Origin of the sequence: Christiangramia qingdaonensis (assembly GCF_048381525.1) — a bacterium.
Taxonomy (GTDB): Bacteria; Bacteroidota; Bacteroidia; order Flavobacteriales; family Flavobacteriaceae; genus Christiangramia.
In genome coordinates this window covers 574,293-597,497 of sequence record NZ_JBLWIM010000008.1, presented here as the reverse complement: position 1 = coordinate 597,497, position 23,205 = coordinate 574,293, and the positions used below count along the sequence as shown (strand labels likewise).

Below are 23,205 nucleotides of genomic sequence, written 5' to 3'. Positions count from 1 at the left end.
ACTATGACTAAAATCTTTAGTAGTTTCTTAATAATTCTCGTAAGTGCAATTTGTAGTGCACAGGAAGTAAGCGTGATGGGCTATAATATTAAATATGCCAATGAAAATGATGGCGGGAATAGCTGGTCCAAGCGAAAAGATTTTATTACTAATCAAATCCAGTTCTACGAACCTCAAATTCTGGGACTTCAGGAAGCTGTAAAAACTCAGGTCGAGCATTTTCTTGCTGAGGTCGATGGTTATCACTCGATTGGAGTAGCCCGGGAAGATGGCCGTGATAAAGGTGAATATACCGCGATACTTTACAAAACGGATGATTTTGAAGTTGAAGAATCCAGTACTTTCTGGCTTTCAGAAACTCCGGAAGCAGTTTCAACTGGATGGGACGCAGCACTACCCAGAATCTGTACGTATGCTCTTTTCAAAACTAAGAACAGCGGGAAAAAATTCTGGGTGTTTAATACTCATTTTGATCATATTGGTAAGACTGCCAGGACTAAAAGTGCTGAGTTGATCCTGAAAAAAATTGCAAAACTAAATACGAATGAACTGCCAGTAATTTTAATGGGAGATCTCAATTTAGAACCTGATGCAGAAGGAGTGATTAAAATTTTGAAAGAACTTCAGGATTCCAGAAAAATTGCAAGAAATACCTTTGGACCGGAAGGAACTTTTAATGGATTCCAATTCGATAAACCAATCAATCGCCGTATAGATTATATTTTCGTGAATGACCAGATTAGTGTCAATAAATATGCTGTATTAGCAGATTCGAAGAATTTTAAATATCCTTCAGATCATTTCCCGGTATTTATAGAAGCAGAATTCTAATATATCCAGTAGACCATACTTTTTACTTTTGTAATTAAGGATGTTACTATATTTCCTACACTTCGACTATTCCAGGGCGGGAATTAACTACCGGCGAAAGGGGTGCCAAGGATTCCTACCGCCAGTTCTGCCCAGATAATAAAAAGTACTAAAAGAATCGCCGAGCTTGCGATAATTCTGCTTTTTCGGTTTTTTAATCTATAACGCACAAACTGAAGAGCAAGTCCGCTCAAAAATAATAGACTTCCCATCACTAAAAAATCAGAACCACTCCAATTTACTTCATTGGTAAATTGCATAGCCATTAAGGGAATGAGTAAAATTGTTGCTACTATGAACAAGGTGACAGTTAGATCTTTAGTTCTCATTTTGCTGAAATTATAATTCCCTTTATTAAAGATAGGTAATTATGCATTGCTTTACGAAACAAAAAACCCGCAAAATTTGCGGGTTTTATATTCTAAATCTGGATTATAGGTCCAACCTGTTTTCATCAGACCTTCCAGGTGAAGGATTATCTGGTCTGTTTGAATTTGCGGGGTCATTGATATTTCCTGGTCTTGTTCCAGTTTGTTCATCCTGACTGGTATTTTCAGTAATTCCGCCTGTTCCTGGAATATGAGAAGGATTCGTATTTCCACTATGTTGAATGTTGGAGTTATCATCCTTCAGTTTCTGCACGATTTCTTTAAAATGCTCGCCGGCAGCTTCACGTCCACCAAGTCCATGCCTCAGCGCTACCGCTACGGCAATTGCTCCAAGCGTAAGACCAAAAGCAAGTTACGATCTCATTGGCGATACCCATAGTTTCAAATGCGATTGCAAGGAACAATGCAAAAGAAGCCCAGCGAACTATCTTTGCTACGAAATTGCTTCCGTTCGCCTTACTCATACTGTTGTAAATAAGCAGCGAGATATAATTCCCTACCGCAAGAATGATTAATCCGTATAATATCTCTCCTGTAAGAACAAGGATCTGGTCAAGGATCTCTGTTAATTGTGTAAGTCCTATGATCTCTACTGCGGTGATAATTCCGAGAAAACGAGAAAGAAATAAACCAGGTTAGCCACCATTTTTGAAAGTGACTGGTCTTTCCCTATCATGTTATGGATCTGTATTTTTTCCGAAGCGCGATCCAGTCCCATACTTCTAAATAGATCTTCCAGGAAGTTTGCATGATATTTTCCACCCCATATAAAAACAGCCAGAATAATTGCAGCGATCAGGATCTCAAAATTAAGTGCTGTGAAATCTGCAAGAATATCATTTGCAGGACCCGAAATCGCGTCCAGTCCTAAAGCATTAAATGCCTGGATGAGGAATGGAATAAAGATTACGATAAATACAACCTTCTTAAGAATATTGATCAGTTTATCGGAATCTTAATACCTGTTTTATCTACCATTCTATCCAGAAAAGTTCCTCCAATATTGATTAGATTGGAGACAAATTTTGCCAGGATATAACCAATAAATCCAAAAAGTATGGCTGCTACCAGGTTTGGAGTGAAGCCAAAGAATTCACTTACCATATTTTCCAGCGGAGGCAGCACCTGGTCTATACCTAGAATTTCCAGGACAATCAGGATCACAAAGACCATGATGACATAGTACACAATGTTGGCAAGAAAGACGTTCGTATCTTCAATCTTACCTTTTCCGAAGATGCGCTCATCCCAGCGAGTTTTCTTCAGTGAGCGCACAATGACTGCTTTGATGCCTTTGGCAATAAGCCAACCGATCAACAAGACCAGCAAAGCACCTAAAATCTGGCAGAAAGTCGCTAATTATATCTGCAATATTTTCCAATTCGTTTCTCATAATTTGTTTGATTAGTTATACCAAATGAAATTAGGAGAAGTGCAAGCGTGTTGTTAGCTGATTAACACTGGCTTAGATGAAGAAATGTATAAAGCGTAATGAAATAACTGATATTGTTAAATCAATACGCTTTATTCTATTAAAATATATAAATCTATTTCGAGATCCAGACTGGGATATTTCGCTTCATTTTGAAAAGTTCTCCTGCGACACTTCCTACAAGCAATGATGAAAAGACATTGTTTCCTTTACTGGCAATAATCATAAGATCTGCCTGTTCCTTGTCAGATTCCAGTACAAGACGTTCTGCGACACTTGCATCTTTTGCCCGAAAAATCCTTGTAGTAGTATCTGTAATAAGGTATCTCTTCAGGAATTTATCGAACTTTTCCTGGCTATGCTTTTGAATCTTTGGCAACATCGCATCCTTCTCAATATATGGTGTAAACTGAATTGGAATAGAATACACATGAACAGACGAAACTCCGGCTCCGGTGTAATTTGCGAGAATAGAAGCTGTTTCAAAAGATTTAACCGACTCGCGGGAAAAATCTGTTCCAACCCAAATGTTATTCATGCTGCCTAAAGAGTTCTCAGGAACTGAGACGATGTCACATTTTAAAGTTTTCATCAGTTTTTCTGAAATTCCTCCTGAACCTTCGGTAATTTTTTTCTTCCCAACAATCACGAGATCGATGGCGTATTTATGAACTACGTAGCTCATAAGACTTTCGGTATAAGGATCTTCGGAAATTAAAACTTCAAATTCAGTTGAAGCTGAAAAATGCTGCGCAACCTTCTCGTCCAGCTCATCACTAATCATGGTTTCCAGATCCAGGTCCTTCAGTTGCTCCTGAAAGATCTCAGAAATTTCATATTTCTTGATATTATGTACAAAATATATCTTTTCAGGCTTCAGAGTATCGGCCAGGAAAGATGCATATTGAATGAGTGTGTCATCTATTGTGCTCAAATCCAGAGCTACCAGAATGTTGTTGACTTTCTTCATTACTGATTGTTTTTATTTTCATTCTTAACATTACGCTTCTGTACAATTTCAGAAACGATCTCTTCATAATTCTTCATCTGCTTTTCAGACTTCTTTTCTTCCATTTGCTCATGATCTTCCTTCAGTCCTTTGTATAAAGAATAGCACATGACCATAAGAATAATGGCGAAGGGAAGCCCGGTGACAATGGTCGCGGTCTGTAATGCCTGCAAACCACCTCCAATAAGAAGCACGGCTGCCACAGCACCTTCAGTCACTGCCCAGAAAATTCTTTGTCCTACCGGAGCATCTATTTTTCCACCGGTGGTTAAACTATCGATCACCAATGATCCAGAATCTGAAGACGTAATAAAGAAACCTGCAATAAGTAAAATCGCGACTACATTAATTACCATGGATAATGGGTAATCCTGGAAAAATACAAATAGGGCAGTAGCAATATCTGCATTCACTGCTTCGCTTAAAACATTATTACCAGACATGATCTGTTCAATAGCTACACTTCCAAAGGCTGACATCCAGAAGAAGGTGACAATTGCCGGTACCAGTAACACACCTAGAATGAACTCACGAATCGTTCTACCTTTAGAAATTCTGGCGATGAACATTCCTACGAAAGGAGACCATCCAATCCACCAACCCCAGTAGAATACGGTCCAGTCATTTTGCCAGGTTCCATTGGTATAGGTTTCGCTCCACGTGGAAATTTCAAGGAAGTTATATAAATAGCTTCCTGTGTTCTCTACAAAACTTCTGAATATAAACAATGTAGGCCCTAATATAAGTGCAAGTACTAACAGAACGACCGCAATTCTCATATTCCATTCACTCAGAATTTTTACTCCTTTGTCCACACCCAGAACTACGGAAGTAGTGGCGATCAATGTAACTATACCTATTATTATAACCTGAGTAGTAATGCCATCTGGTAGTCCAAATACGTGGTTTAAACCTGATGCGATCTGCTGTACTCCAAAACCTAGCGAGGTCGCCAGGCCAAATAAAGTGGCGAGAACAGCGAAAATATCGATCACATCACCAATTCTACCATAGATCCTGTCTCCAAGAAATGGATAGAAAATAGATCTAATGGTAAGTGGTAATCCACGAGAATAAGTGAAATAAGCCAAAGATAAACCTACAAGTGCGTAAACTGCCCAGGCATGGAATCCCCAGTGCAAAAACGTAAAGTTCATCGCTTCCTGTGCTGCGGCGGCAGTCCCCGCTACTTCAGTAGGCGGACTATTAAAGTGCATTACAGGTTCACCTACTCCAAAGAAAAGAAGTCCAATTCCCATCCCTGCGCTAAATAACATAGCAAACCAGGAACCGGTTTTAAATTCTGGTTTCGCGCCCTGTCCACCAATTCTCATATTTCCAAACTTTGATGCTGCCAGATAAATAAGGAACACCAGGAAAATATTAATGGAAAGAATAAAAAACCAGTCGGCATTTTCAGCAACTCCAAGCTGGAGATCACTGAAAAAACTTTCTGCTTGTTTATTGAAAATAAGCGTGAGCGTAATAATTGCAATAATAATAGCGGTAGAAGTAAAAAATACCGGACCGTTCACTTCAAGTCCAAATATTGATTTCTTTTCGTCGCTTCTGGTAACTTTTTTAGCCATAAATTAATTTAAGTCTGATTAAAAGTAATATCCTATGTTAATATTAAATCGGGCTTCCCATTTTGCATCGGGATTCCCTGTGGAGAAATCATCTACAAAATTTCCTCCCAGCCAGGATTGATTATAACCGGCGGCGTAATCTACATACGTATAGACCTGGCCTGCGGTGATAAGCATTCCTGTGACATTCATAAATGAATCTTCAAAACTATCTACTTTTTTATCCTGGTATCCAAAATCATTATAGAACTGGATATTGCTGATAGGTCCAAGTTCTACCGGAATGCTTTTAGAAACCGCAATCGTGTAAATATTAAAGTCTGATGCTACTTCATAAGGGAAGCCATAGGCTCCCATTTTGATGATCTCTCTGGATTCACCTGGTAAATTTTCAGGATCATGGTCTATGTGCATCGCCTGTAGCTTCAGGTTCCAGTTCTTATAGAACATTTCGTAATGTAAAGCTAACCCGTAATGAGATCCTGTTTTTTCTGTGTCAAGATTATATAAACCTCCATATTGAACGGAAGTTCCCAGTCTATTTTTGATGGAATCACCAAATTTATAGATTAGCTTTCCGTTGAATTGATTTACCTCTTTATTTCTACCAACGACATCATAAGAATATCTATCTGGCGAAACTTCAGAAGTTCCACCAAAACGTAATTCTTCAGCATTTTTAAAGAAAGCCAGATTATATTCGAACTTATCATCAATATGAACATATTTCACTCCCATATCGTGGTCGTCTTCTAATCCGAAATAATAGGTGAGATTAAAAAACCAGTTATGAGAATTATATTGCTGTATTCCGAAGGGAACCTGTGTTAATCCAACCTGAATTTCCTCTTTTTCATTAAAACGGTATCCAAGCCAACCTTGCTTCAGAAAACCTCCACCAAAGGATCGGGAATATAATCTATATTCAGCATCCACATAAATTCCCTGGTAAGATCCATTTACGTTAACTCGGAACATATCATACCCAAAATCACCACCACGGTCTTTCTGTCCTTCTTTCCACGAGGATAGATTATAATTGAATCTAAGCGCACCTCCAATCTTCAATTCCGGATCTTCCTGAGCATAAAATAACTCGCTGCTTAGGAATGCAAATAGCATCATGAATAGAAAGCTCGAAGAAGTAGTTTTTAACATTCTGTAATGGTTATATCTTAATAGTTAATTCTGATATTCTAGAAGTAATATCCAATGTTGATATTGAATCGCGCTTCCCATTTAGCATCAGGATCTCCAACCCCAAAATCATCGACGAAATTTCCTCCCAGCCACGAATGATTGTAACCTGCGGCGTAGTCAACAAAGCAATAAATAGGACCGGAGCTGAATAATACACCTGTGACATTCATAAAGGAATCTGTGAAACCTTTTTCTCTTTTATCCATGAAGCCGAAATCATTATAAATTTCCAGGTGTTTAAAAAGCTTTGTGTCGATGTCTATATATCTGGAAATCCCGAGAGTGTAGATCTCGAATTTGGCTGCAGTATCATAAGGGACACCATAAGCTCCAAGTAATAGCTTATTTCTTGGTTCACCGGGAGCATTAATCGGATTGAATCCGGCAGTTAAAATTTGCGTTTTTATAAGCCAGTCTTCAGTATGATACTGGTGATGGATCGCAAAGGCATACCGGTCACCAATTTCTTCGGTATCCAGATTATAGATGCCACCATATTTTGCAGAAGCACCAACCCGGTGTGTTTTGTTACCTAACGGTTTCCAGATGAATTTACCATTTATCTGGTTGATCTCTTTATTTCTGCCAACGATATCATAGGAATATCGGTTTGAAGAATTTTCAGAATTACTTCCAAATCGCAATTCTTCAGAATTTTTGAAGAACCCAAGATGATACTCATAATCATCATTTTCATAGGTATAGGTGATTCCCATATCGTAATCATCTTCCAGACCCACATAATATGGTAGATTCAGAAAGAAGTTGTTGGAATTATAGCGTTCGATTCCAAAAGGAACTTTAGCAAGACCTGCTTCTATCTTACTATTTTCATTCAATTCATAGCCAACGACTCCGTGTTTCAGGAAATCTCCTCCGAAGGCTTCAGAGTAAAATCTGTATTCCGCATCTACATAAATTCCCTGGTATGCTCCATTTACATTTAATCTGAATAGGTCATACCCAAAATCTCCACCTCTATCTTTTTGTCCTTCTTTCCAGGAAGAGAGGTTGTAATTAAAGCGTAATGCCCCACCAATATCAACTTCAAGTTTTTCCTGTGAATAACCTGAGCTGAAAAAACATAAGGTAAGTGCTACCAGCAAACTCTGATAGAATTTCGTATAAACCATTGATCTATATTTATTAGGCTATCCTAAGTTACAGGAATATCTGAAGATTTTCCGCTTATGATTTAAAAAAAAAAAGAAACCGCTGTAGGGCGGTTTTCAAAGTTTTAGAATGAATTAATGGTTTTTCGAATACTTACCAGATTGCTTAAAAGATTCTCCAGGTAAGCCAGATCGAGCATATTTGCACCATCGCTTTTTGCATTTGCAGGATCAAAATGAGTTTCGATGAAAAGTCCGTCAACATGATTCACCACTCCGGCACGAGCGATCGTTTCGATCATATCTGGTCGGCCTCCGGTTACACCACTGCTTTGATTTGGTTGTTGTAAGGAGTGAGTAACATCAAGTACTGTTGGAGCAAATTCTCTCATCGTAGGAATTCCTCGAAAATCCACGATCATATCCTGATAACCGAACATGGTTCCACGATCTGTGACCATCACCTGCCCATTATTACAATCGGTTACCTTGGTAACAGCATGCTTCATGGATTCCGGACTCATAAATTGTCCTTTCTTTAAGTTCACCACTTTGCCGGTTTCTGCCGCTGCAACTACCAGATCTGTCTGTCTAACCAGAAATGCAGGGATTTGTAGTACATCCACATATTCAGCAGCCATCTGGGCATCGCTTACTTCGTGAATATCGGTAACTGTAGGGATCTCAAAAGTTTCAGAAACCTTGCGTAAGATCTTCAAAGCCTTCTCATCTCCAATTCCGGTAAAACTATCTATTCGACTCCGGTTTGCCTTTTTAAAAGAACCTTTAAATATATAAGGGATCTCCAGTTTAGAAGTGATCTCCACCACCTTTTCGGCAATTCGTAAAGCCATTTCTTCTCCTTCGATCGCACACGGACCTGCAAGTAGAAAGAAATTGTTAGAATCACTATATTTTATCTGCGGAATTTTACTCAGTTCCATTTCGTTGGTTTTTTGCAAAGATAGTTCAATTAATTCCGCATCAAAAAATTGGGAGAACCCGATTTTGCTCAATCTTAGCCGGAAAAGCTTTAATTTAGAAAGAATTAACTATTAAATTAAGCATATGAAGATCCATGAATTTCTCATTCCGCAGTTAAAACAGGAAACGGCACTTACACTAAAATTTCTTAAGCGCATTCCAGAAGATAAAATGAACTGGAAACCTCATGACAAATCTATGAGCATCAATGCGCTCGCAAACCATCTAGCGGAAATCCCGACCTGGATTAGCGGTACTATGGATCATGGCAGTATGGATCTTTCAGGATATAAAGCACCTTCAGGATCTACCGTTTCAGAAATCATCGCGACACTTCAGCAAAATTCTGAAGAAGCTATAAAAGCTTTACAGAAACCAGACGAAGCTTATCAGGAGAACTGGAAAATGACCAAGGATGGTGCGACTTTGATGGAGATGCCAAAGTTTAATGTGTTGCAAACTATCGTGATGAATCAATTCCCGCATCATAGGGCGCAACTGGGTGTTTATTTTCGACTACTAGACTTGCCGGTACCATCTACATATGGACCTTCTGCAGATGAGCAGTAAACTGAATGAATTTTGCTTGAAATTGTCATTTCCGGAATATTTATGCTTTTTCCATATTTCAGAAGAAGAAATTCAGAATAGTATACTGATTAAAATAATTGATAATCAGCAAATTAAAATCTTCTAAAGATACGATGTATTCGCGAAAAATAGACGTACATTTGCAGCCTTAAAAATAAGGCTTCATGACAGCTATTAGAAATATCGCGATTATCGCACACGTTGACCACGGTAAGACGACCCTGGTTGATAAAATAATGTATCACTGTGAATTGTTCCGTGATAACCAATCTACGGGTGATCTTATCCTGGATAACAATGATCTTGAAAGAGAACGTGGAATCACGATTACTTCCAAGAACGTTTCTGTTGTTTATAAAGACACGAAGATCAATATCATTGATACTCCTGGTCACGCCGATTTTGGTGGTGAGGTAGAACGTGTTTTAAACATGGCAGATGGTGTTCTTCTATTAGTGGATGCCTTTGAAGGTCCTATGCCACAGACCAGATTCGTTTTGCAAAAAGCGATCGATCTTGGTTTAAAACCTTGCGTGGTTGTAAACAAAGTGGACAAAGAAAACTGTACCCCTGAAGAAGTTCATGAGAAAGTTTTTGATCTAATGTTCGAACTTGGTGCTGAAGAGTGGCAGTTGGATTTCCCAACGGTTTACGGATCTGCCAAGAACAACTGGATGAGTGACGACTGGAGAAATGAAACTGAAAATATCGAGCCGCTGCTTGATATGGTAATGGAACATATTCCTGCACCTAAAGTAGATCTTGATGGTTCTCCTCAAATGTTGATCACTTCTCTGGATTTCTCTTCATTTACAGGTCGTATTGCGATTGGTAGATTGCAAAGAGGAACTTTGAAAGAAGGTCAGCAGGTTTCTTTAGTGAAGCGTGATGGAAGCATTAAAAAAACAAGAATTAAAGAATTACATACTTTCGAAGGTTTAGGCCGTAGAAAGATCGAAGAAGTACAGGCCGGTGATATTTGTGCTATCGTTGGACTGGAAGGATTTGAAATTGGTGATACTGTTGCTGATCTTGAAAATCCTGAAGGACTTAAGACGATCGCTATCGATGAGCCTACAATGAGTATGCTTTTCACAATTAATGATTCTCCTTTCTTCGGAAAAGATGGAAAGTTTGTGACTTCAAGACATATCAAGGAAAGACTTTTCAAGGAACTTGAAAAAAACCTTGCGCTTCGTGTTCAGGAAACTGATAGTGCCGATAAATTCATGGTCTTTGGTAGAGGTGTACTTCACTTATCTGTTCTTATTGAGACAATGAGACGTGAAGGTTATGAGTTACAAATTGGTCAGCCACAGGTAATTATCAAAGAAATTGACGGGGTGAAATGTGAGCCAATTGAAGAGCTTACGATCGATCTTCCGGAAGATGTTTCTGGAAAAGCCGTGGAAATGGTAACAATGAGAAAAGGGGAGATGCTTTCTATGGAATCAAAAGGAGAGCGAATGAATATTCAATTCCTTATTCCTTCCAGAGGTATTATTGGTCTTAGAAACCAGTTGCTTACTGCTACTGCAGGTGAGGCGATCATGGCGCACAGATATAAAGAATACCAGCCGCTTAAAGGTGGAATTCCTGAAAGACAGAACGGATCTTTAGTTTCTATGGAGAAAGGAAAAGCAATTCCTTATTCTATCGATAAACTTCAGGACAGAGGTAAGTTCTTCGTAGATCCGGGAGAGGATATTTACGAAGGTCAGGTAATTGGTGAGAACTCACGTCAGGATGATATGGCCGTGAATATTACTAAAACTAAAAAGCTTTCTAACGTACGATCTTCAGGAGCAGACGATAAAGCGAAGATCGTTCCTGCGATTAAGTTCTCTTTAGAAGAAGCTTTAGAGTACATTCAGAAGGATGAGTATGTTGAGGTTACTCCACAGCACTTAAGACTTAGAAAGATCTACCTTACTGAAAACGAACGTAAGAGAAATAAGATCGTATAATCTTATCAACTATATTTTTGAAAAGCCTGCCGTAAGGTGGGCTTTTTCATGCAAAATTTTCGACTGAAGTTTAAAATGAGCTGTCTGCGGGAGTGTTCTGCGAACTATGGAATGCACTAAACTTTTTTGTTTAAAAAACACATGGATAAATCTGTACTAAAAGGATCAATTCTGGTAGCGCTTGGAGCTTGTAGCTATGGGATGCTTACCACTTTCGTAAAATTAGCCTATGAAGATGGTTATACTTCTCATGAAGTTACATTTTCACAAATGGCACTTGGTCTACTGGGGCTTTTACTTATAAATCTTTTTGTACGCAAGAAGGGTAATGCTGAAACCGGAACATCCAGGAACCGCAGTAAATTGAAATTGATCGCGGCAGGAACAACATTAGGCCTAACCAGTTTTTTCTATTATCTCGCGGTAAAATATATACCGGTTTCTATCGGGATCGTGATGTTGATGCAAAGTGTGTGGATGGGTGTTGTACTGGAAGCCATCATGAAACGGAAAAGGCCAGGTACTAAAAAGATTCTTGCAGTTGTAGCGATTCTTGCAGGGACGCTACTAGCTACAAATGTTTTCAAGGATTCATTCGAGATAGACTGGAGAGGAATAGGCTGGGGAGTTCTGGCTGCGATGTCCTACACAGGAACGATCTATTGCTCTAACACAGTTTCTTTGGAAATGCATTCCCTGAAACGAAGTTTATGGATGATGCTAGGTGGTTTTATCGTAGTAAGTATTATTACGCTACCGTACCTGATTGTTGAGTTCAATACCAGTATCTTCCTGAACTGGGGATTAGTATTAGCCTTGTTTGGAACTATCCTGCCTCCATTATTATATACCGCTGGAATGCCGAAAATTGATGTTGGCCTTGGAGCTATAATTTCTTCTATCGAATTGCCTGCTGCTGTTTTAATGGCATATTTTTTACTGAATGAGCAGGTTGATCTAGCACAATGGCTGGGAATTGGTTTGATTTTACTTGCTGTAGTTCAAATGAATTTAAAGAAGAGTCAGCACGCAAAGGCAAAGGAGTAATCTTTCTTCGGAATTAAATAAAAATCTTCTTTTTCTCCTGAAGTTTTTGAAATTAGCAAGATTTCGAAATATTGCCGAAAGAGATTTACCTCGCGTATTTCAGATATGCTGCGAGTGCTGCACCCAGAATACCGGAATCATTTCGAAGTTCAGCGGGGATTAGAGGGACTCCGATCTTTAGGTGATCTTTGAACTTATCCCAGTCATTTGAAATTCCGCCACCAATAATAATGGTGTCTGGATTAAGGATCTTTTCGACGTATTCTAGAAAGGTATTAAATCTTTCACCCCATTCCTGGTAGCTAAGTCCTTCTTCGGTCTTAATGGAAGAAGCCGCCCACTGCTCAATTTTCTCGAATTCTTTATAAGGGATCTGCCCCAGTTCAAAATTTGGAATGAGTTCGCCTCGCAGGTATGCACCACTGCCCAGGCCTGTTCCTATGGTAATCATTAAAACAAATCCATCAAGATCTTTTCCTGCACCAAAATTGATTTCAGCCAGTCCGGCGGCATCCGCGTCGTTGATCACACTAAATTCAAGTCCTGTAGCACTCTCAAATAAACGATCCACATCTTTTTCTACCCAGTCGGGGTGTAGATTTCCTTCGTGTTGACAAATACCTTTTTTGACTATGGTAGGAAAACCACAGCCTACAGGTCCTTTATGTTTGAAATAAGAAACCATTTGAGAAACGGCATTTACAATACCTTCCGGTTTGCGGTCCTTCGGAGTCGGAATTTTGTGAACAGCAGTTTTCAAAGATCCGGTTTGCATGTCTACAATGGCTCCTTTTAAACTGGAACCGCCAATATCTATTCCTAAAATATCCATGAATTTATTTGAGAGGATACAAGTTAATAAAAATGAAGTTTTTACTCAGCTCTTTCCTGAAAATTATAATCTCTGAAATTCTTATGGACGATGTCTAATTCTGAGTCAGTTGAATTTATACCCAAGACCTTAAATTTGGATTTGATCTGAAATGTAAAAATAAAAAAGCCACCCTAAGGTGACTTTTAAAATATGGTAGATTTTATGAGCATTATAGTTCCGGAACCAGTACTTCATCGATCACGTGAATCACTCCATTGCTAGCTGGAATATCGAATAAGCCAGCACCTACAAGAATTGAAGCGTCTGTATCCATATCACTATCGTTGGTGTCAATTCCAGCAGAGCTGTTGACATAGATTGAAGGACCTAGCAAAGTCTCAATTTCTCTTGGTTTATTCTTTGGCACCACACTATTGCTGAAACGTCTCCCTTCAGTAACATGATAAGAAAGAATTGCAGCGACCTGTTCTGGTGTAAAGTCTGTTAAACTATTATCTCCCAGAAACCTTTCAAAAGCAGCATCGGTAGGAGCGAAGACTGTATATTGATCAGATTCTGCGAATAGGGAAGTGATTCCAGCGTAATTCAAGGCAGCTAAAAGCAGGGTGAACTGTGCGTCCTCTTCAGCTGAAGCAAACTGTACTACGATAGCGGCAATGCTTTCGTCACTTTTCTGAGCAGCAACAGAAGCTTTTGCACTTGCATCTGCGGTGTTCAGTTCATCTGAAACTGGATCCTGTTCGCAGGAAATGAAAAGAATCATTAGTAGGGCAATTCCGAAGGAAGATAAAATTCTCATAATATTTAAGTTTTTGATTATGAGATAAATATAGATTCAAAAACGATATCGTCTAACGTTGTTAACTAAACTTTAAACAAAGTTTAATCTGTTAATAATGAAGGTTTTATGCTTAAGGGTTATGTATGGCTATATTAGTAAAACTTAGGGTGAACAAGAGATATTGGTGAAATTGCAATTCTAAAATCTGGATGCATCAGTCCTGTTTTTTAGCTTCCTGATGCTAATATTGGATGTAATTAGAATAAACAGATTCGATATGGTAAGCAGGTAAAAAACAATATCAAAACTATCAGGGTAAGCGAGCCAGAAGTTTGCCGCTATCAAAATCCCTGCAAGTACAACAAGTATATATGCCCCTTTTCCTAAATTCATTAAACCGATTTCTGAACTACTTCGAAGACTCTCTGGCCATCGCACTTCAGGGTTTTGGAAGGATACTTCAGCAATAAGGCGTAATCGTGAGTAGCCATAAGGATGGTATTACCATTCTTGCTAATTTCCTGTAAAACTTCCATTACTTCTACAGACGTTTGTGGATCCAGGTTTCCGGTAGGCTCATCTGCAAGGATCAGTTCAGGATCGTTCAACAATGCCCGGGCAATAGCCACACGCTGCTGTTCTCCACCAGAAAGCTGGTAAGGATATTTAAATCCTTTAGTTTTCATTCCAACTTTGTCCAGTACTTCATCGATCTTACTATCCATTGCTTTTTTGTCTTTCCAGCCAGTAGCCTTCAATACAAAAAGCAGATTGTCTTTTATATTACGATCTGTTAGTAATTTAAAATCCTGAAAGACAACTCCCAGTTTACGTCTCAAAAACGGAATATCCTTCTCCTTTAATGTTCGAAGATTATAATCTACAATGCTTCCTTCACCTTCAGTTAAAGGCAGGTCTCCGTACAAGGTCTTCATAAAGCTACTTTTACCAGTACCTGTTTTTCCTATCAGGTAAACGAAATCACCTTTGTAGACGGTGACATCCACTTCAGATAAAATAAGACTTTCGCGTTGATAGATCGCGGCGTTTTTTAGTTCAAGTACAGTTTGAGACATGGGTTGCTAACGTTGAATATTCGGGTAAAATTATGCTCAAATATACATTTTTCAAGGTGCAGCAACATACTTTTTTTACCATTAACATAATTATAGAAGTTAAACAACGTTATAGAATCAAGCTTTAAATTATCTTTGATTTCCAATCTAAAACATCATAAATGACACTGAAAAAAGCTTACCTGCTAGTCGTTTTCATATCCTTCTCATTTTCCGGTATTTGTCAGCAATCTGCTGCCTATACTCATGACCTGGTTGACTTCAATCGGGCTCTGGAATTGTATAATAATGAGCAATATCTCGCCGCTCAGAATCTATTTGATGAGGTGATGGACGAGACCGATGATGAAAAGATCAAGGGAGATGCTGCGTATTATATCGCTAATGCTGCCGTGAGACTTAATCAACCGGGAGCCGACAGGCTTATGGAAAATTTCGTGACCAGGTATCCTACCAGCACAAAGACGAATTCGGCTTACCTTGATGTAGCCGATTATTATTTCCAAACCGGTAAATATGCGCTTTCCAGGAAGTGGTATGATCGTGTGGATGAAAATGCCATGAGCAAAAAGGACAGGGAGAGATATTACTTCAACAATGGGTACGCATACTTTCGTTCCAATCAATTCGAGGAGGCTCAAACTTACCTGAACCGCGTTCGGGATTCCAAAGAATATGGCGCACAGGCGAAATATTATCTTGGTTATATCGCCTATGAAGGGGATGACTATGAGGAAGCCAGCGAATATTTCGAAGAAGTAAAAGGAAACGATCGCTACACCGAAGATCTTTCTTATTTCCAGGCAGATATGAACTTCAAACTTGGAAACTTCGAAAAAGCAATTGAACAGGGACTTGAACAGTTGCCAAAAGCTAACCGACAGGAGATTCCGCAGTTGAATAAAATAATAGGAGAAAGTTATTTTAATCTTGGGAACTACCAGGAAGCGATTCCCTATCTAAAAGGTTACAACGGCCTTCGAGGTAAATGGAATAACACAGATTATTACCAGCTTGGTTACGCTTATTACAAACAGGGTGATTATGAAGCGGCGATCAGTGAATTTAATAAGATCGTTGATGGTAAAAATGCGATCGCACAGAACGCTTACTACCACCTTGCGCAATCATACCTTGAGAGTGACCAGAAGCAACAGGCTTTAAACGCTTTCAAAAATGCTTCTGAAATGGAGTTTGATGCGAAGATCAAAGAAGATGCTCTTTTCAACTACGCTAAACTTAGTTATGAGATCGGGAATTCTTATGAGAGTCCGTCACAGGTTTTGATCAATTACCTGAACGCCTATCCAGCATCAGAACATAAATCTGAAATGGAATCACTGCTTATTGATTCCTTTATTACTTCAAAAAATTACGAAGAAGCGATGAGATTGCTGGAAAATAATAGAAACTTCAGCGACAAGCAGGCTTACCAGAAAGTTGCTTATTTCTACGGACTGGAACTTTTCGAAGAAGCTGAGTATTACGAAGCGATCAAGAACTTTGACAAGGCTTTAAAAGAACCTAGAAACCAGGATATCACTGCGAAAGCTACTTACTGGAAAGCTGAAAGTGAGTATAATATTAATAGAATGGATGACGCCATTCTTGGATATCGTGAATTTAAAGGAATGAGCGCAGCACGAAATACTCCGGAATATGAAGATCTGGACTATAATATTGGGTATGCTTATTTCAAGAAGAACGATTATACCCAGGCGGTGAACTACTTTAAATCATTCGCCTCTTCAGCTTCTGCGGAAGGTGCAAAGAAGAATGATGCACTTTTAAGACTTGGGGATACCTATTATGTAACCAGCCAGTACTGGCCAGCGATGGAAGCTTATCAAAAAGCTATTGATAACGGAGTGAGCAATGCAGACTATGCTGCTTTTCAGAAATCCATAAGCTACGGTTTCGTGAATAGAAATGATACCAAACTGGAAGAATTGAATGGGTTCATTAATCGTTACCCGCGCTCGCCATATCGTGATGATGCGATGTATGAGTTAGGAAATACGTATGTAGCTGCAAATAATACAGACCAGGCGATACAATCCTATAATAGACTTATTCGTGATGTGCCGGAAAGTGCACTGGTTCCAAAAGCGATGCTAAGACAGGGGCTTATTTATTACAACAATAATGATGGGAATAAAGCTTTGGAGAGACTGAGAAAAGTGGTTGCTGAATTTCCTAATACACCGGAAGCTAAGCAAGCAGTATCTACCGCAAGAAATGTATATGTAGATTTAGGTAGAACTGATGAGTATGCAGATTGGGTTAGAAATATTGACTTTGTGGAAGTAAGTGATTCAGATCTTGATAATGCTACTTATGAGGCAGCAGAAAATCAATATCTGAACAACAATACTGCGAAGGCAATGGCGAATTTTGAAAAGTATGTTCAGAATTTCCCGAACGGGATTCACTCGATTAATGCTAATTTCTACCTCGCTCAGCTATATTATCGTGATGGAAAAGTGGACAGATCGATTGCTAATTATCGATATGTGACTTCCAAACCTAAAAACGAATTCAGCGAACAGGCACTTACACGTTTATCTGAAATTTACTTGGAGAAGAAGGATTATGCACAGGCACTTCCTTTACTTGAAAAACTTGAAACACAGGCAGATAGTAACGAAAATGTAGTGTTTGCTCAGCAAAACCTGATGAAGTCTTATTATGAGACTGGAAACTTTGCAAAAGCCAATGTCTATGCTGAAAAAGTATTAAGCAATACTACAGCCGATACCGAAGCTAGAAATGATGCGAGAATTATGGTTGCGAGAGCAGCCATCAAATCTGGTAATGAATCCAAAGCGAGATCTGCTTACAAAGAGGTTCAGAAAACTGCGACGGGAGAACTTGGTGCTGAAGCATTGTATTATGATGCTTATTTCAAGAACAGGGATAAGAACTTTGAAGCTTCGAATGCTGCTGTACAGATCCTGGCAAAAGACTTTTCAGGATACAAAATGTGGGGAGCAAAAGGCCTTGTGTTAATGGCTAAAAACTTCTACGCGCTTGGAGATGCTTACCAGGCAACTTACATTCTGGAAAATGTGATCAAGAACTTTCAGAAGTACCCGGATATTGTTTCTGAAGCAAAAGCTGAACTAAGTAAGATCAAAGCTCAGGAAGCAAAAACCAATTCTTCAGTAGAAACCAACAACTAAAAATAATCTAATAGATTCACTGCTATATGCGATTTCAAGCAATTAAGAAAAATCTGTTTTTCGGTCTAATCCTTTTCGGCGGGATAGTATATGCCCAGGACCCTTTAGGTAGCGAAACGGTAACCGTAGTTAAACCATATACACCATCTGTTCGCGATGCGAGTAAGATAAAAGCTAGCCCGGTAAGAAATGACTCGGTGACTTTGCAAAAAAAGCCTGTAAAATATTCCATATTCTCCGTTCCGGTGGCATCAACTTTTACTCCGGTAAAAGGTCGGGCTACCACAGTGGAGCGAGTAAGACCACCAAAGGTCTACGATAATTACGCAACCCTTGGATTCGGAAACTACTCCAATGTTCTGGCGGAGTTCTACTCCAATATTGAAATTGATCGTAGTAAGAACTTTGGTGTTTTCCTAACTCATAATTCATCTCAGGGTGGTATCGATGATGTTTACCTGGATGATAAATTCTACGATACCGAGTTAAACTTAAATTACAATACCAGGAATCGTGATCTTTCCTGGATCGCAGAGTTTGGAGCTGAGCATCAATTGTTCAACTGGTACGGACTTCCGGAATACAATGTACCGGCAAATCCTGATACTTCTCAATTTCTGGCTAATCTGGATCCTCAGCAAAACTACTATTCGGTATATGTTGGAAGTGAGATCGAACTATATGATAGCTTCTTCGAAAAGGCGAAGGCCAAATTCAGACATTCCGGAGATGCATTTTCCACTGCCGAAAATCACTTTAATGTAGATGGTCTTTTTGAAGTGGAGATCGCCGAAGAGTTGATTACAACTAATGTTGGAGCAGATATTCTAAACGGGAAGTTCGAGCAACGTTATGACTCTAATGAAGGGTATGATTATACTTATATGATCTTCAATGCAAACCCAAGTTTATTGATACTGAGAGATGATCTTAGTATTAATCTTGGTGTGAATTTCGTGTATGGCGCAGATGTGGAGAACAGTGATGGCGACATTTATATCTATCCTACCGTGAATGCTAGCTATAAACTTGCTGGAGATTACTTTACGGCCTATGCTGGTCTTGATGGTGATCTTGAACAGAATACATATTATAATTTCTACCAGACGAATCCGTATATTTCACCAACGCTTACGATCAGGCCAACCGATAGTAAATATAAAGGTTATGTTGGTGGAAAAGGAAAGCTAACTAACACGATCTCTTATAATCTAAAAGCTAGTTATCAATCTCAGTTTGACAAACCATTGTTCCGAAGAAATTACGATGCAATGGTACTCGATGGGGAACCATATACGAATGGAAACAGTTTCGATGTGGTTTATGACGATGTAAAAACTCTCGCTTTTGCTGCGGAACTAAATGTAGATGTGAACAGAAACTTCAGGCTAGGAATTAATACTGAATTTTTAAACTATAGTACAGATGATCAGGCAGAAGCATGGAATTTGCCAAATATGACGGCTAGTCTGAATGCAGATTATCAGATAACTGAAAAATGGTATTCTGGAGCGAATCTGTTTTTTGTGGGGGAGCGTAAAGATGAAAACCGGTCTTTAAGCCTAACATTTGCAGATCCAATAGTTACTCTAGATAGTTATTTTGATGCCAACGCTCATGTTGGTTATAGATTCAATGATCAATTGTCTGCTTTTGTAAAAGGAAGTAACCTGCTGAACAATAATTACCAGAAATGGATGGACTACAACGTTCAGGGTATTCAGGTTCTGGGAGGAGTGACCTATAAGTTCGATTTTAATTAGAAATCAATCTAAATACAAGCAAAAGGAACCTAAAAAGGTTCCTTTTTTTATTCTACAGTAAATCTAAACAAATCGGGTTCATCTGAATTTTTGATAGTAGTGAGTAGATAAACTATTACTCCGTTATTGCTATCTACAAAAAGGTTGAGAGGTTGCTGATAGTAAGTGCCAATAAAAAACTCTCCAGGCTGTTTAAGAACGATACCAAATTCACTTTGAAACTTCTGTCCGTTTAAAAAAGCGGTAGCAATGAGTGCACTACTGGTAGAAACTTCCCCTTTACGAATAATTACTTCATCTGGACTATGACTCAGTAGCGTAGGATTCTCAAAACCTGTTTGCTGGTATAGATCCAGATATGCATATAGCCTGTCTGAATTTCCAGCTACTTCAGAAATATCAAGGAGCTCACCATTATGTTCCAGATTCAAGGGAACTTTAGTTTTGATCCATATCGTATCGTTCAATGCATAGCTCGTCCTTGAATCTTTAATTTCAATAAGGCCCGGAGCTTCTATAGTGTAGGTGGCGGGTTCGATATAATCATCTTCTTCAGGACAGCAGAAACCTGCGCAAAGAAAAACAAGTGACCAGCTAAATGTGCTTAATTTTATCATAGTAGTAGGAAGATACAGATTTATATATTTGGTTGCGTGCTGCTACTTGCATTTCCTTAATTTTCCGTGAATTACACTTCAAGCTTATGCTTCTTTGATTATTTTAGTTGAAAATTTAAAATATGAGAAGATTATTACTGGTTTTTGCCATTTTTATTACGTTCTCGAGCGTAGCACAAAAACATAAGGCAGATCTATTAGTGTTCAATGGCGTAGTTTATACCGTTGATTCTGAATTTAATACTACGGAAGCTTTTGCCGTCAAAGATGGTAAGTTCCTTAAAGTTGGAACTGAAGCAGCATTAAGAGAAGAATTCGATTTTTCTGAAGAATTAGATGCTAAAGGAAAGGCAGTATATCCAGGCCTTGTCGATGCTCATGCACATTTCTACGGTCTTGGGATGCAGCAGCAACGTGTGGATCTTACCGAGACTAAAAGCTTTGCTGAGGTTGTTGCCAGAATTGAGGAATTTCAGAAAGAAAATAAAACAGAATTTATCGTAGGTCGTGGATGGGATCAAAATGACTGGGAAGTAAAGGAATTTCCTGTAAAAGACACCCTTGACCAGTTATTTCCTGATACGCCAATTGCAATCACCAGGATAGATGGTCATGCGATGCTGGTAAATCAGGCGGCACTTGATAAAGCTGGAATCACTACGAATACCGAATTTGATGGTGGCGATATCGAGCAGAAAAACGGGAAACTAACTGGGATCCTTGTCGATAATCCAATGATGCTTATTGAAGAGATCACCGAACGCGCAGATATTGAAACCCAGAAGAAAGCATTACTGGCTGCTCAGGAAATCTCATTTTCTTATGGATTAACTACAGTGGATGATGCAGGACTGGACAAGCAGGTAATTGAGCTTATTGATAGTCTTAATAAAACCGGGGAATTGAAAATTCGTTTGTACGCGATGCTGAGTAACAGCGATAAGAATCTTGATTATTATCTGGAAAAGGGACCTTATAAGACTGATCTACTCAACGTGCGTTCAGTAAAATTCTACGGAGATGGAGCACTTGGTTCCCGTGGAGCAGCTTTGAAAGAACCTTATACAGATCGTGATGGTCATTACGGTGCATTGCTTTCACCGGTTTCAGAATTTAAAGCTACTGCCGAACGTATCGCGAAAACTGGTTTTCAGATGAATACGCATGCCATTGGGGATTCTGCTAATTATATGGTTCTCAAAACCTATGATTCACTTTTAAGTGATTCTGAAGATAGAAGATGGAGAGTGGAGCATTCGCAGGTGATCGATGCAGATGATTTTAAATATTTCAGTAAAAATATCCTTCCATCTATCCAACCCACTCATGCAACCAGCGATATGTACTGGGCTGAAGAAAGACTTGGGGAAGAAAGGATCAAAGGTGCCTATGCATATAAACAACTTTTAAACCAGGCGGGAATGGTAGCTCTTGGAACAGATTTTCCTGTAGAACAGGTTAATCCATTTCTTACTTTCTACGCTGCAGTAGACAGGCAGGATACCAAAAACTTTCCGGAAGGTGGATTTATGAGAGATGAAGCGCTAAGTAGGGAAGAGACCTTACGCGGTATGACCATCTGGGCGGCTTATTCAAATTTTGAAGAAAACGAGAAAGGAAGTATAGAAGCAGGTAAATTTGCAGATTTCGTGATCCTTGATCGTGATCTTATGAAAGTAGAGATCGATAAAGTTCCAGATACGAAAGTGATCTCAACTTTTGTAGCAGGGGAGCAGGTCTATAAGAACTAAAGCAATTATCTTTGTAGCTTATTAAAATTTAAAACAATGAACGACGGATTATACGCAAAATTCCATACTTCTAAAGGAGAGATCCTCGCTGAACTGGAATTTCAAAAAACACCTGGAACTGTAGGGAACTTTGTAGGTCTTGCAGAAGGGAAGATAGAAAATGACCCCAAAGATAAGGGAGTTCCTTATTACGACGGACTTAAATTCCACAGAGTGATTCCAGATTTTATGATTCAGGGAGGAGATCCTCAGGGAACCGGAGCTGGTGGACCTGGTTACAATTTTGATGATGAGATTCATGCAGATCTTAGACACGATGCGCCAGGGAAATTATCTATGGCAAATGCCGGACCTGGTACTAATGGGAGTCAGTTTTTTATCACCCACGTGGAAACGCCTTGGTTAGACGGTAAGCATACAGTCTTCGGAAGTGTGGTTGAAGGACAGGATGTAGTGAATAAGATTCAGCAGAACGATACGATCGAAAAGTTGGAGATTGTAAGAGTTGGTGCAGAAGCTGAAGGATTCGACGCTGCTGAGGCATTTAATTCTTTCAATGCTCAAAAACAGGAAAAAGAGGCTGAAGCAAAGAAAAAAGCTGCTGCTGAATTAGATAAGCTTGCTGCAGGTTTTAAATCTACAGAAAGTGGTTTGCGATACCAGATCATTCAGAAGGGTGATGGTGTGCAGGCTGAAAAAGGTAAGAACGTATCGGTACATTATAAAGGTCAGTTAGCAGATGGTACTGTTTTCGATTCTTCATATAAAAGAAATCAGCCTTTGGAATTTCCAGTAGGTGTAGGCCATGTGATCCCGGGATGGGATGAAGGTATACAATTGCTAAAGGTTGGAGATAAAGCGAGAATGGTAATACCATCAGACCTTGCTTACGGAGAACGTGGTGCAGGTGGTGTAATACCACCAAATGCTGTACTTATTTTCGATGTGGAATTGATGGATGTAAAATAATATAGACTTATATATTTCTTAAAAACGCCCTGATTCTTCGG

At 39.1% G+C, this 23,205-nt stretch carries 21 protein-coding genes; 8 read left to right on the top strand and 13 right to left on the bottom strand.

The genetic code is table 11. From position 1 onward, the window contains the following. The first annotated feature begins 3 nt into the window (after positions 1 to 3). Positions 4 to 831 (top strand): endonuclease/exonuclease/phosphatase family protein, encoded by an 828-nt coding sequence (locus tag ACNI3T_RS03460; protein WP_418226637.1) that lies wholly within the window; start codon positions 4 to 6, stop codon positions 829 to 831. A gap of 83 nt (positions 832 to 914) precedes the next feature. Here ACNI3T_RS03460 and ACNI3T_RS03455 read toward each other — a convergent pair whose 3' ends face one another. From ACNI3T_RS03455 to kdsA, 8 genes are all read right to left on the bottom strand, one after another. Beyond that, positions 915 to 1,199: a hypothetical protein gene (locus ACNI3T_RS03455; RefSeq protein ID WP_418226636.1), complete on the bottom strand. Its 285-nt coding sequence runs from the start codon at positions 1,197 to 1,199 to the stop codon at positions 915 to 917. Positions 1,200 to 1,302: 103 nt separating this feature from the next. Further along, entirely contained in the window at positions 1,303 to 1,512 is a 210-nt protein-coding gene (locus tag ACNI3T_RS03450) for a hypothetical protein (protein ID WP_418226635.1), read from the bottom strand. A gap of 686 nt (positions 1,513 to 2,198) precedes the next feature. Continuing rightward, entirely contained in the window at positions 2,199 to 2,534 is a 336-nt protein-coding gene (locus ACNI3T_RS03445; protein WP_418226851.1) for a mechanosensitive ion channel family protein, read from the bottom strand. 272 nt (positions 2,535 to 2,806) lie between these two features. Next, positions 2,807 to 3,661 (bottom strand): universal stress protein, encoded by an 855-nt coding sequence (locus tag ACNI3T_RS03440; protein WP_418226634.1) that lies wholly within the window; start codon positions 3,659 to 3,661, stop codon positions 2,807 to 2,809. Continuing rightward, entirely contained in the window at positions 3,661 to 5,289 is a 1,629-nt protein-coding gene (locus ACNI3T_RS03435) for a BCCT family transporter (RefSeq protein WP_418226633.1), read from the bottom strand. Before ACNI3T_RS03435 ends, ACNI3T_RS03440 begins: the two co-directional genes overlap by 1 nt. Before the next feature lie 18 nt (positions 5,290 to 5,307). Beyond that, positions 5,308 to 6,414 (bottom strand): hypothetical protein, encoded by a 1,107-nt coding sequence (locus ACNI3T_RS03430; RefSeq protein ID WP_418226850.1) that lies wholly within the window; start codon positions 6,412 to 6,414, stop codon positions 5,308 to 5,310. Positions 6,415 to 6,485: 71 nt separating this feature from the next. Then, entirely contained in the window at positions 6,486 to 7,622 is a 1,137-nt protein-coding gene (locus ACNI3T_RS03425; RefSeq protein ID WP_418226632.1) for a porin, read from the bottom strand. Between the two features lie 104 nt (positions 7,623 to 7,726). Beyond that, positions 7,727 to 8,545, bottom strand: a complete 819-nt coding sequence (gene kdsA / locus ACNI3T_RS03420; protein ID WP_418226631.1) for a 3-deoxy-8-phosphooctulonate synthase — start codon at positions 8,543 to 8,545, stop codon at positions 7,727 to 7,729. Positions 8,546 to 8,669: 124 nt separating this feature from the next. On the opposite strand from kdsA, the gene ACNI3T_RS03415 reads away from it, so the two are divergent. The 3 genes from ACNI3T_RS03415 (at position 8,670) to ACNI3T_RS03405 (ending at position 12,190) form a co-directional block, all read left to right on the top strand. Next, positions 8,670 to 9,155: a DinB family protein gene (locus tag ACNI3T_RS03415; protein ID WP_418226630.1), complete on the top strand. Its 486-nt coding sequence runs from the start codon at positions 8,670 to 8,672 to the stop codon at positions 9,153 to 9,155. Positions 9,156 to 9,340: 185 nt separating this feature from the next. Beyond that, a complete protein-coding gene (typA, locus tag ACNI3T_RS03410) occupies positions 9,341 to 11,143 on the top strand; it encodes a translational GTPase TypA (protein WP_418226629.1) in 1,803 nt (600 codons plus the stop codon). A gap of 141 nt (positions 11,144 to 11,284) precedes the next feature. Then, positions 11,285 to 12,190, top strand: coding sequence for an EamA family transporter (locus ACNI3T_RS03405; RefSeq protein WP_418226628.1), 906 nt, complete (start codon positions 11,285 to 11,287; stop codon positions 12,188 to 12,190). An 85-nt stretch (positions 12,191 to 12,275) separates the two neighbouring features. On the opposite strand, the gene ppgK is transcribed toward ACNI3T_RS03405, so the two are convergent. The 4 genes from ppgK to ACNI3T_RS03385 all read right to left on the bottom strand — a co-directional run bounded on the left by ppgK (position 12,276) and on the right by ACNI3T_RS03385 (position 14,882). Next, positions 12,276 to 13,022 carry a polyphosphate--glucose phosphotransferase gene (gene ppgK / locus ACNI3T_RS03400; RefSeq protein ID WP_418226627.1) on the bottom strand — a complete coding sequence of 249 codons (747 nt, stop codon included), beginning with the start codon at positions 13,020 to 13,022 and terminating at the stop codon, positions 12,276 to 12,278. A 211-nt stretch (positions 13,023 to 13,233) separates the two neighbouring features. Then, positions 13,234 to 13,824 (bottom strand): fasciclin domain-containing protein, encoded by a 591-nt coding sequence (locus ACNI3T_RS03395; RefSeq protein WP_141877021.1) that lies wholly within the window; start codon positions 13,822 to 13,824, stop codon positions 13,234 to 13,236. 180 nt (positions 13,825 to 14,004) lie between these two features. After that, positions 14,005 to 14,199 carry a hypothetical protein gene (locus ACNI3T_RS03390; protein WP_418226626.1) on the bottom strand — a complete coding sequence of 65 codons (195 nt, stop codon included), beginning with the start codon at positions 14,197 to 14,199 and terminating at the stop codon, positions 14,005 to 14,007. Next, positions 14,199 to 14,882: a cell division ATP-binding protein FtsE gene (locus tag ACNI3T_RS03385; protein ID WP_322302102.1), complete on the bottom strand. Its 684-nt coding sequence runs from the start codon at positions 14,880 to 14,882 to the stop codon at positions 14,199 to 14,201. The genes ACNI3T_RS03390 and ACNI3T_RS03385 overlap by 1 nt, the downstream gene beginning before the upstream one ends. Positions 14,883 to 15,043: 161 nt before the next feature. On the opposite strand from ACNI3T_RS03385, the gene ACNI3T_RS03380 reads away from it, so the two are divergent. Together ACNI3T_RS03380 and ACNI3T_RS03375 are read left to right on the top strand one after the other, a co-directional pair. Beyond that, on the top strand, positions 15,044 to 18,064 hold the full coding sequence (locus ACNI3T_RS03380) for a tetratricopeptide repeat protein (RefSeq protein ID WP_418226625.1): 3,021 nt from the start codon (positions 15,044 to 15,046) through the stop codon (positions 18,062 to 18,064). 26 nt (positions 18,065 to 18,090) lie between these two features. Further along, positions 18,091 to 19,827, top strand: a complete 1,737-nt coding sequence (locus tag ACNI3T_RS03375) for a porin family protein (protein ID WP_418226624.1) — start codon at positions 18,091 to 18,093, stop codon at positions 19,825 to 19,827. A 47-nt stretch (positions 19,828 to 19,874) separates the two neighbouring features. On the opposite strand, the gene ACNI3T_RS03370 is transcribed toward ACNI3T_RS03375, so the two are convergent. Then, positions 19,875 to 20,444 carry a hypothetical protein gene (locus ACNI3T_RS03370; protein WP_418226623.1) on the bottom strand — a complete coding sequence of 190 codons (570 nt, stop codon included), beginning with the start codon at positions 20,442 to 20,444 and terminating at the stop codon, positions 19,875 to 19,877. Between the two features lie 122 nt (positions 20,445 to 20,566). Between ACNI3T_RS03370 and ACNI3T_RS03365 the strand changes: the two genes are divergently transcribed. Further along, positions 20,567 to 22,195 (top strand): amidohydrolase, encoded by a 1,629-nt coding sequence (locus ACNI3T_RS03365; RefSeq protein WP_418226622.1) that lies wholly within the window; start codon positions 20,567 to 20,569, stop codon positions 22,193 to 22,195. 36 nt (positions 22,196 to 22,231) lie between these two features. Then, positions 22,232 to 23,164, top strand: a complete 933-nt coding sequence (locus ACNI3T_RS03360) for a peptidylprolyl isomerase (RefSeq protein ID WP_418226621.1) — start codon at positions 22,232 to 22,234, stop codon at positions 23,162 to 23,164. Positions 23,165 to 23,205 lie beyond the last annotated feature (41 nt).

Excerpts from the sequence above, each read along its gene's own strand:
- typA (WP_418226629.1), top strand. The coding sequence starts at position 9,341 with ATGACAGCTATTAGAAATATCGCGATTATCGCACACGTTGACCACGGT.
- kdsA (WP_418226631.1), bottom strand. The coding sequence starts at position 8,545 with ATGGAACTGAGTAAAATTCCGCAGATAAAATATAGTGATTCTAACAAT.
- ACNI3T_RS03460 (WP_418226637.1), top strand. The coding sequence starts at position 4 with ATGACTAAAATCTTTAGTAGTTTCTTAATAATTCTCGTAAGTGCAATT.
- ACNI3T_RS03360 (WP_418226621.1), top strand. The coding sequence starts at position 22,232 with ATGAACGACGGATTATACGCAAAATTCCATACTTCTAAAGGAGAGATC.
- ACNI3T_RS03405 (WP_418226628.1), top strand. The coding sequence starts at position 11,285 with ATGGATAAATCTGTACTAAAAGGATCAATTCTGGTAGCGCTTGGAGCT.
- ACNI3T_RS03440 (WP_418226634.1), bottom strand. The coding sequence starts at position 3,661 with ATGAAGAAAGTCAACAACATTCTGGTAGCTCTGGATTTGAGCACAATA.
- ACNI3T_RS03435 (WP_418226633.1), bottom strand. The coding sequence starts at position 5,289 with ATGGCTAAAAAAGTTACCAGAAGCGACGAAAAGAAATCAATATTTGGA.
- ppgK (WP_418226627.1), bottom strand. The coding sequence starts at position 13,022 with ATGGATATTTTAGGAATAGATATTGGCGGTTCCAGTTTAAAAGGAGCC.
- ACNI3T_RS03385 (WP_322302102.1), bottom strand. The coding sequence starts at position 14,882 with ATGTCTCAAACTGTACTTGAACTAAAAAACGCCGCGATCTATCAACGC.
- ACNI3T_RS03415 (WP_418226630.1), top strand. The coding sequence starts at position 8,670 with ATGAAGATCCATGAATTTCTCATTCCGCAGTTAAAACAGGAAACGGCA.
- ACNI3T_RS03380 (WP_418226625.1), top strand. The coding sequence starts at position 15,044 with ATGACACTGAAAAAAGCTTACCTGCTAGTCGTTTTCATATCCTTCTCA.
- ACNI3T_RS03375 (WP_418226624.1), top strand. The coding sequence starts at position 18,091 with ATGCGATTTCAAGCAATTAAGAAAAATCTGTTTTTCGGTCTAATCCTT.
- ACNI3T_RS03395 (WP_141877021.1), bottom strand. The coding sequence starts at position 13,824 with ATGAGAATTTTATCTTCCTTCGGAATTGCCCTACTAATGATTCTTTTC.
- ACNI3T_RS03370 (WP_418226623.1), bottom strand. The coding sequence starts at position 20,444 with ATGATAAAATTAAGCACATTTAGCTGGTCACTTGTTTTTCTTTGCGCA.
- ACNI3T_RS03430 (WP_418226850.1), bottom strand. The coding sequence starts at position 6,414 with ATGATGCTATTTGCATTCCTAAGCAGCGAGTTATTTTATGCTCAGGAA.
- ACNI3T_RS03455 (WP_418226636.1), bottom strand. The coding sequence starts at position 1,199 with ATGAGAACTAAAGATCTAACTGTCACCTTGTTCATAGTAGCAACAATT.
- ACNI3T_RS03365 (WP_418226622.1), top strand. The coding sequence starts at position 20,567 with ATGAGAAGATTATTACTGGTTTTTGCCATTTTTATTACGTTCTCGAGC.
- ACNI3T_RS03390 (WP_418226626.1), bottom strand. The coding sequence starts at position 14,199 with ATGAATTTAGGAAAAGGGGCATATATACTTGTTGTACTTGCAGGGATT.
- ACNI3T_RS03425 (WP_418226632.1), bottom strand. The coding sequence starts at position 7,622 with ATGGTTTATACGAAATTCTATCAGAGTTTGCTGGTAGCACTTACCTTA.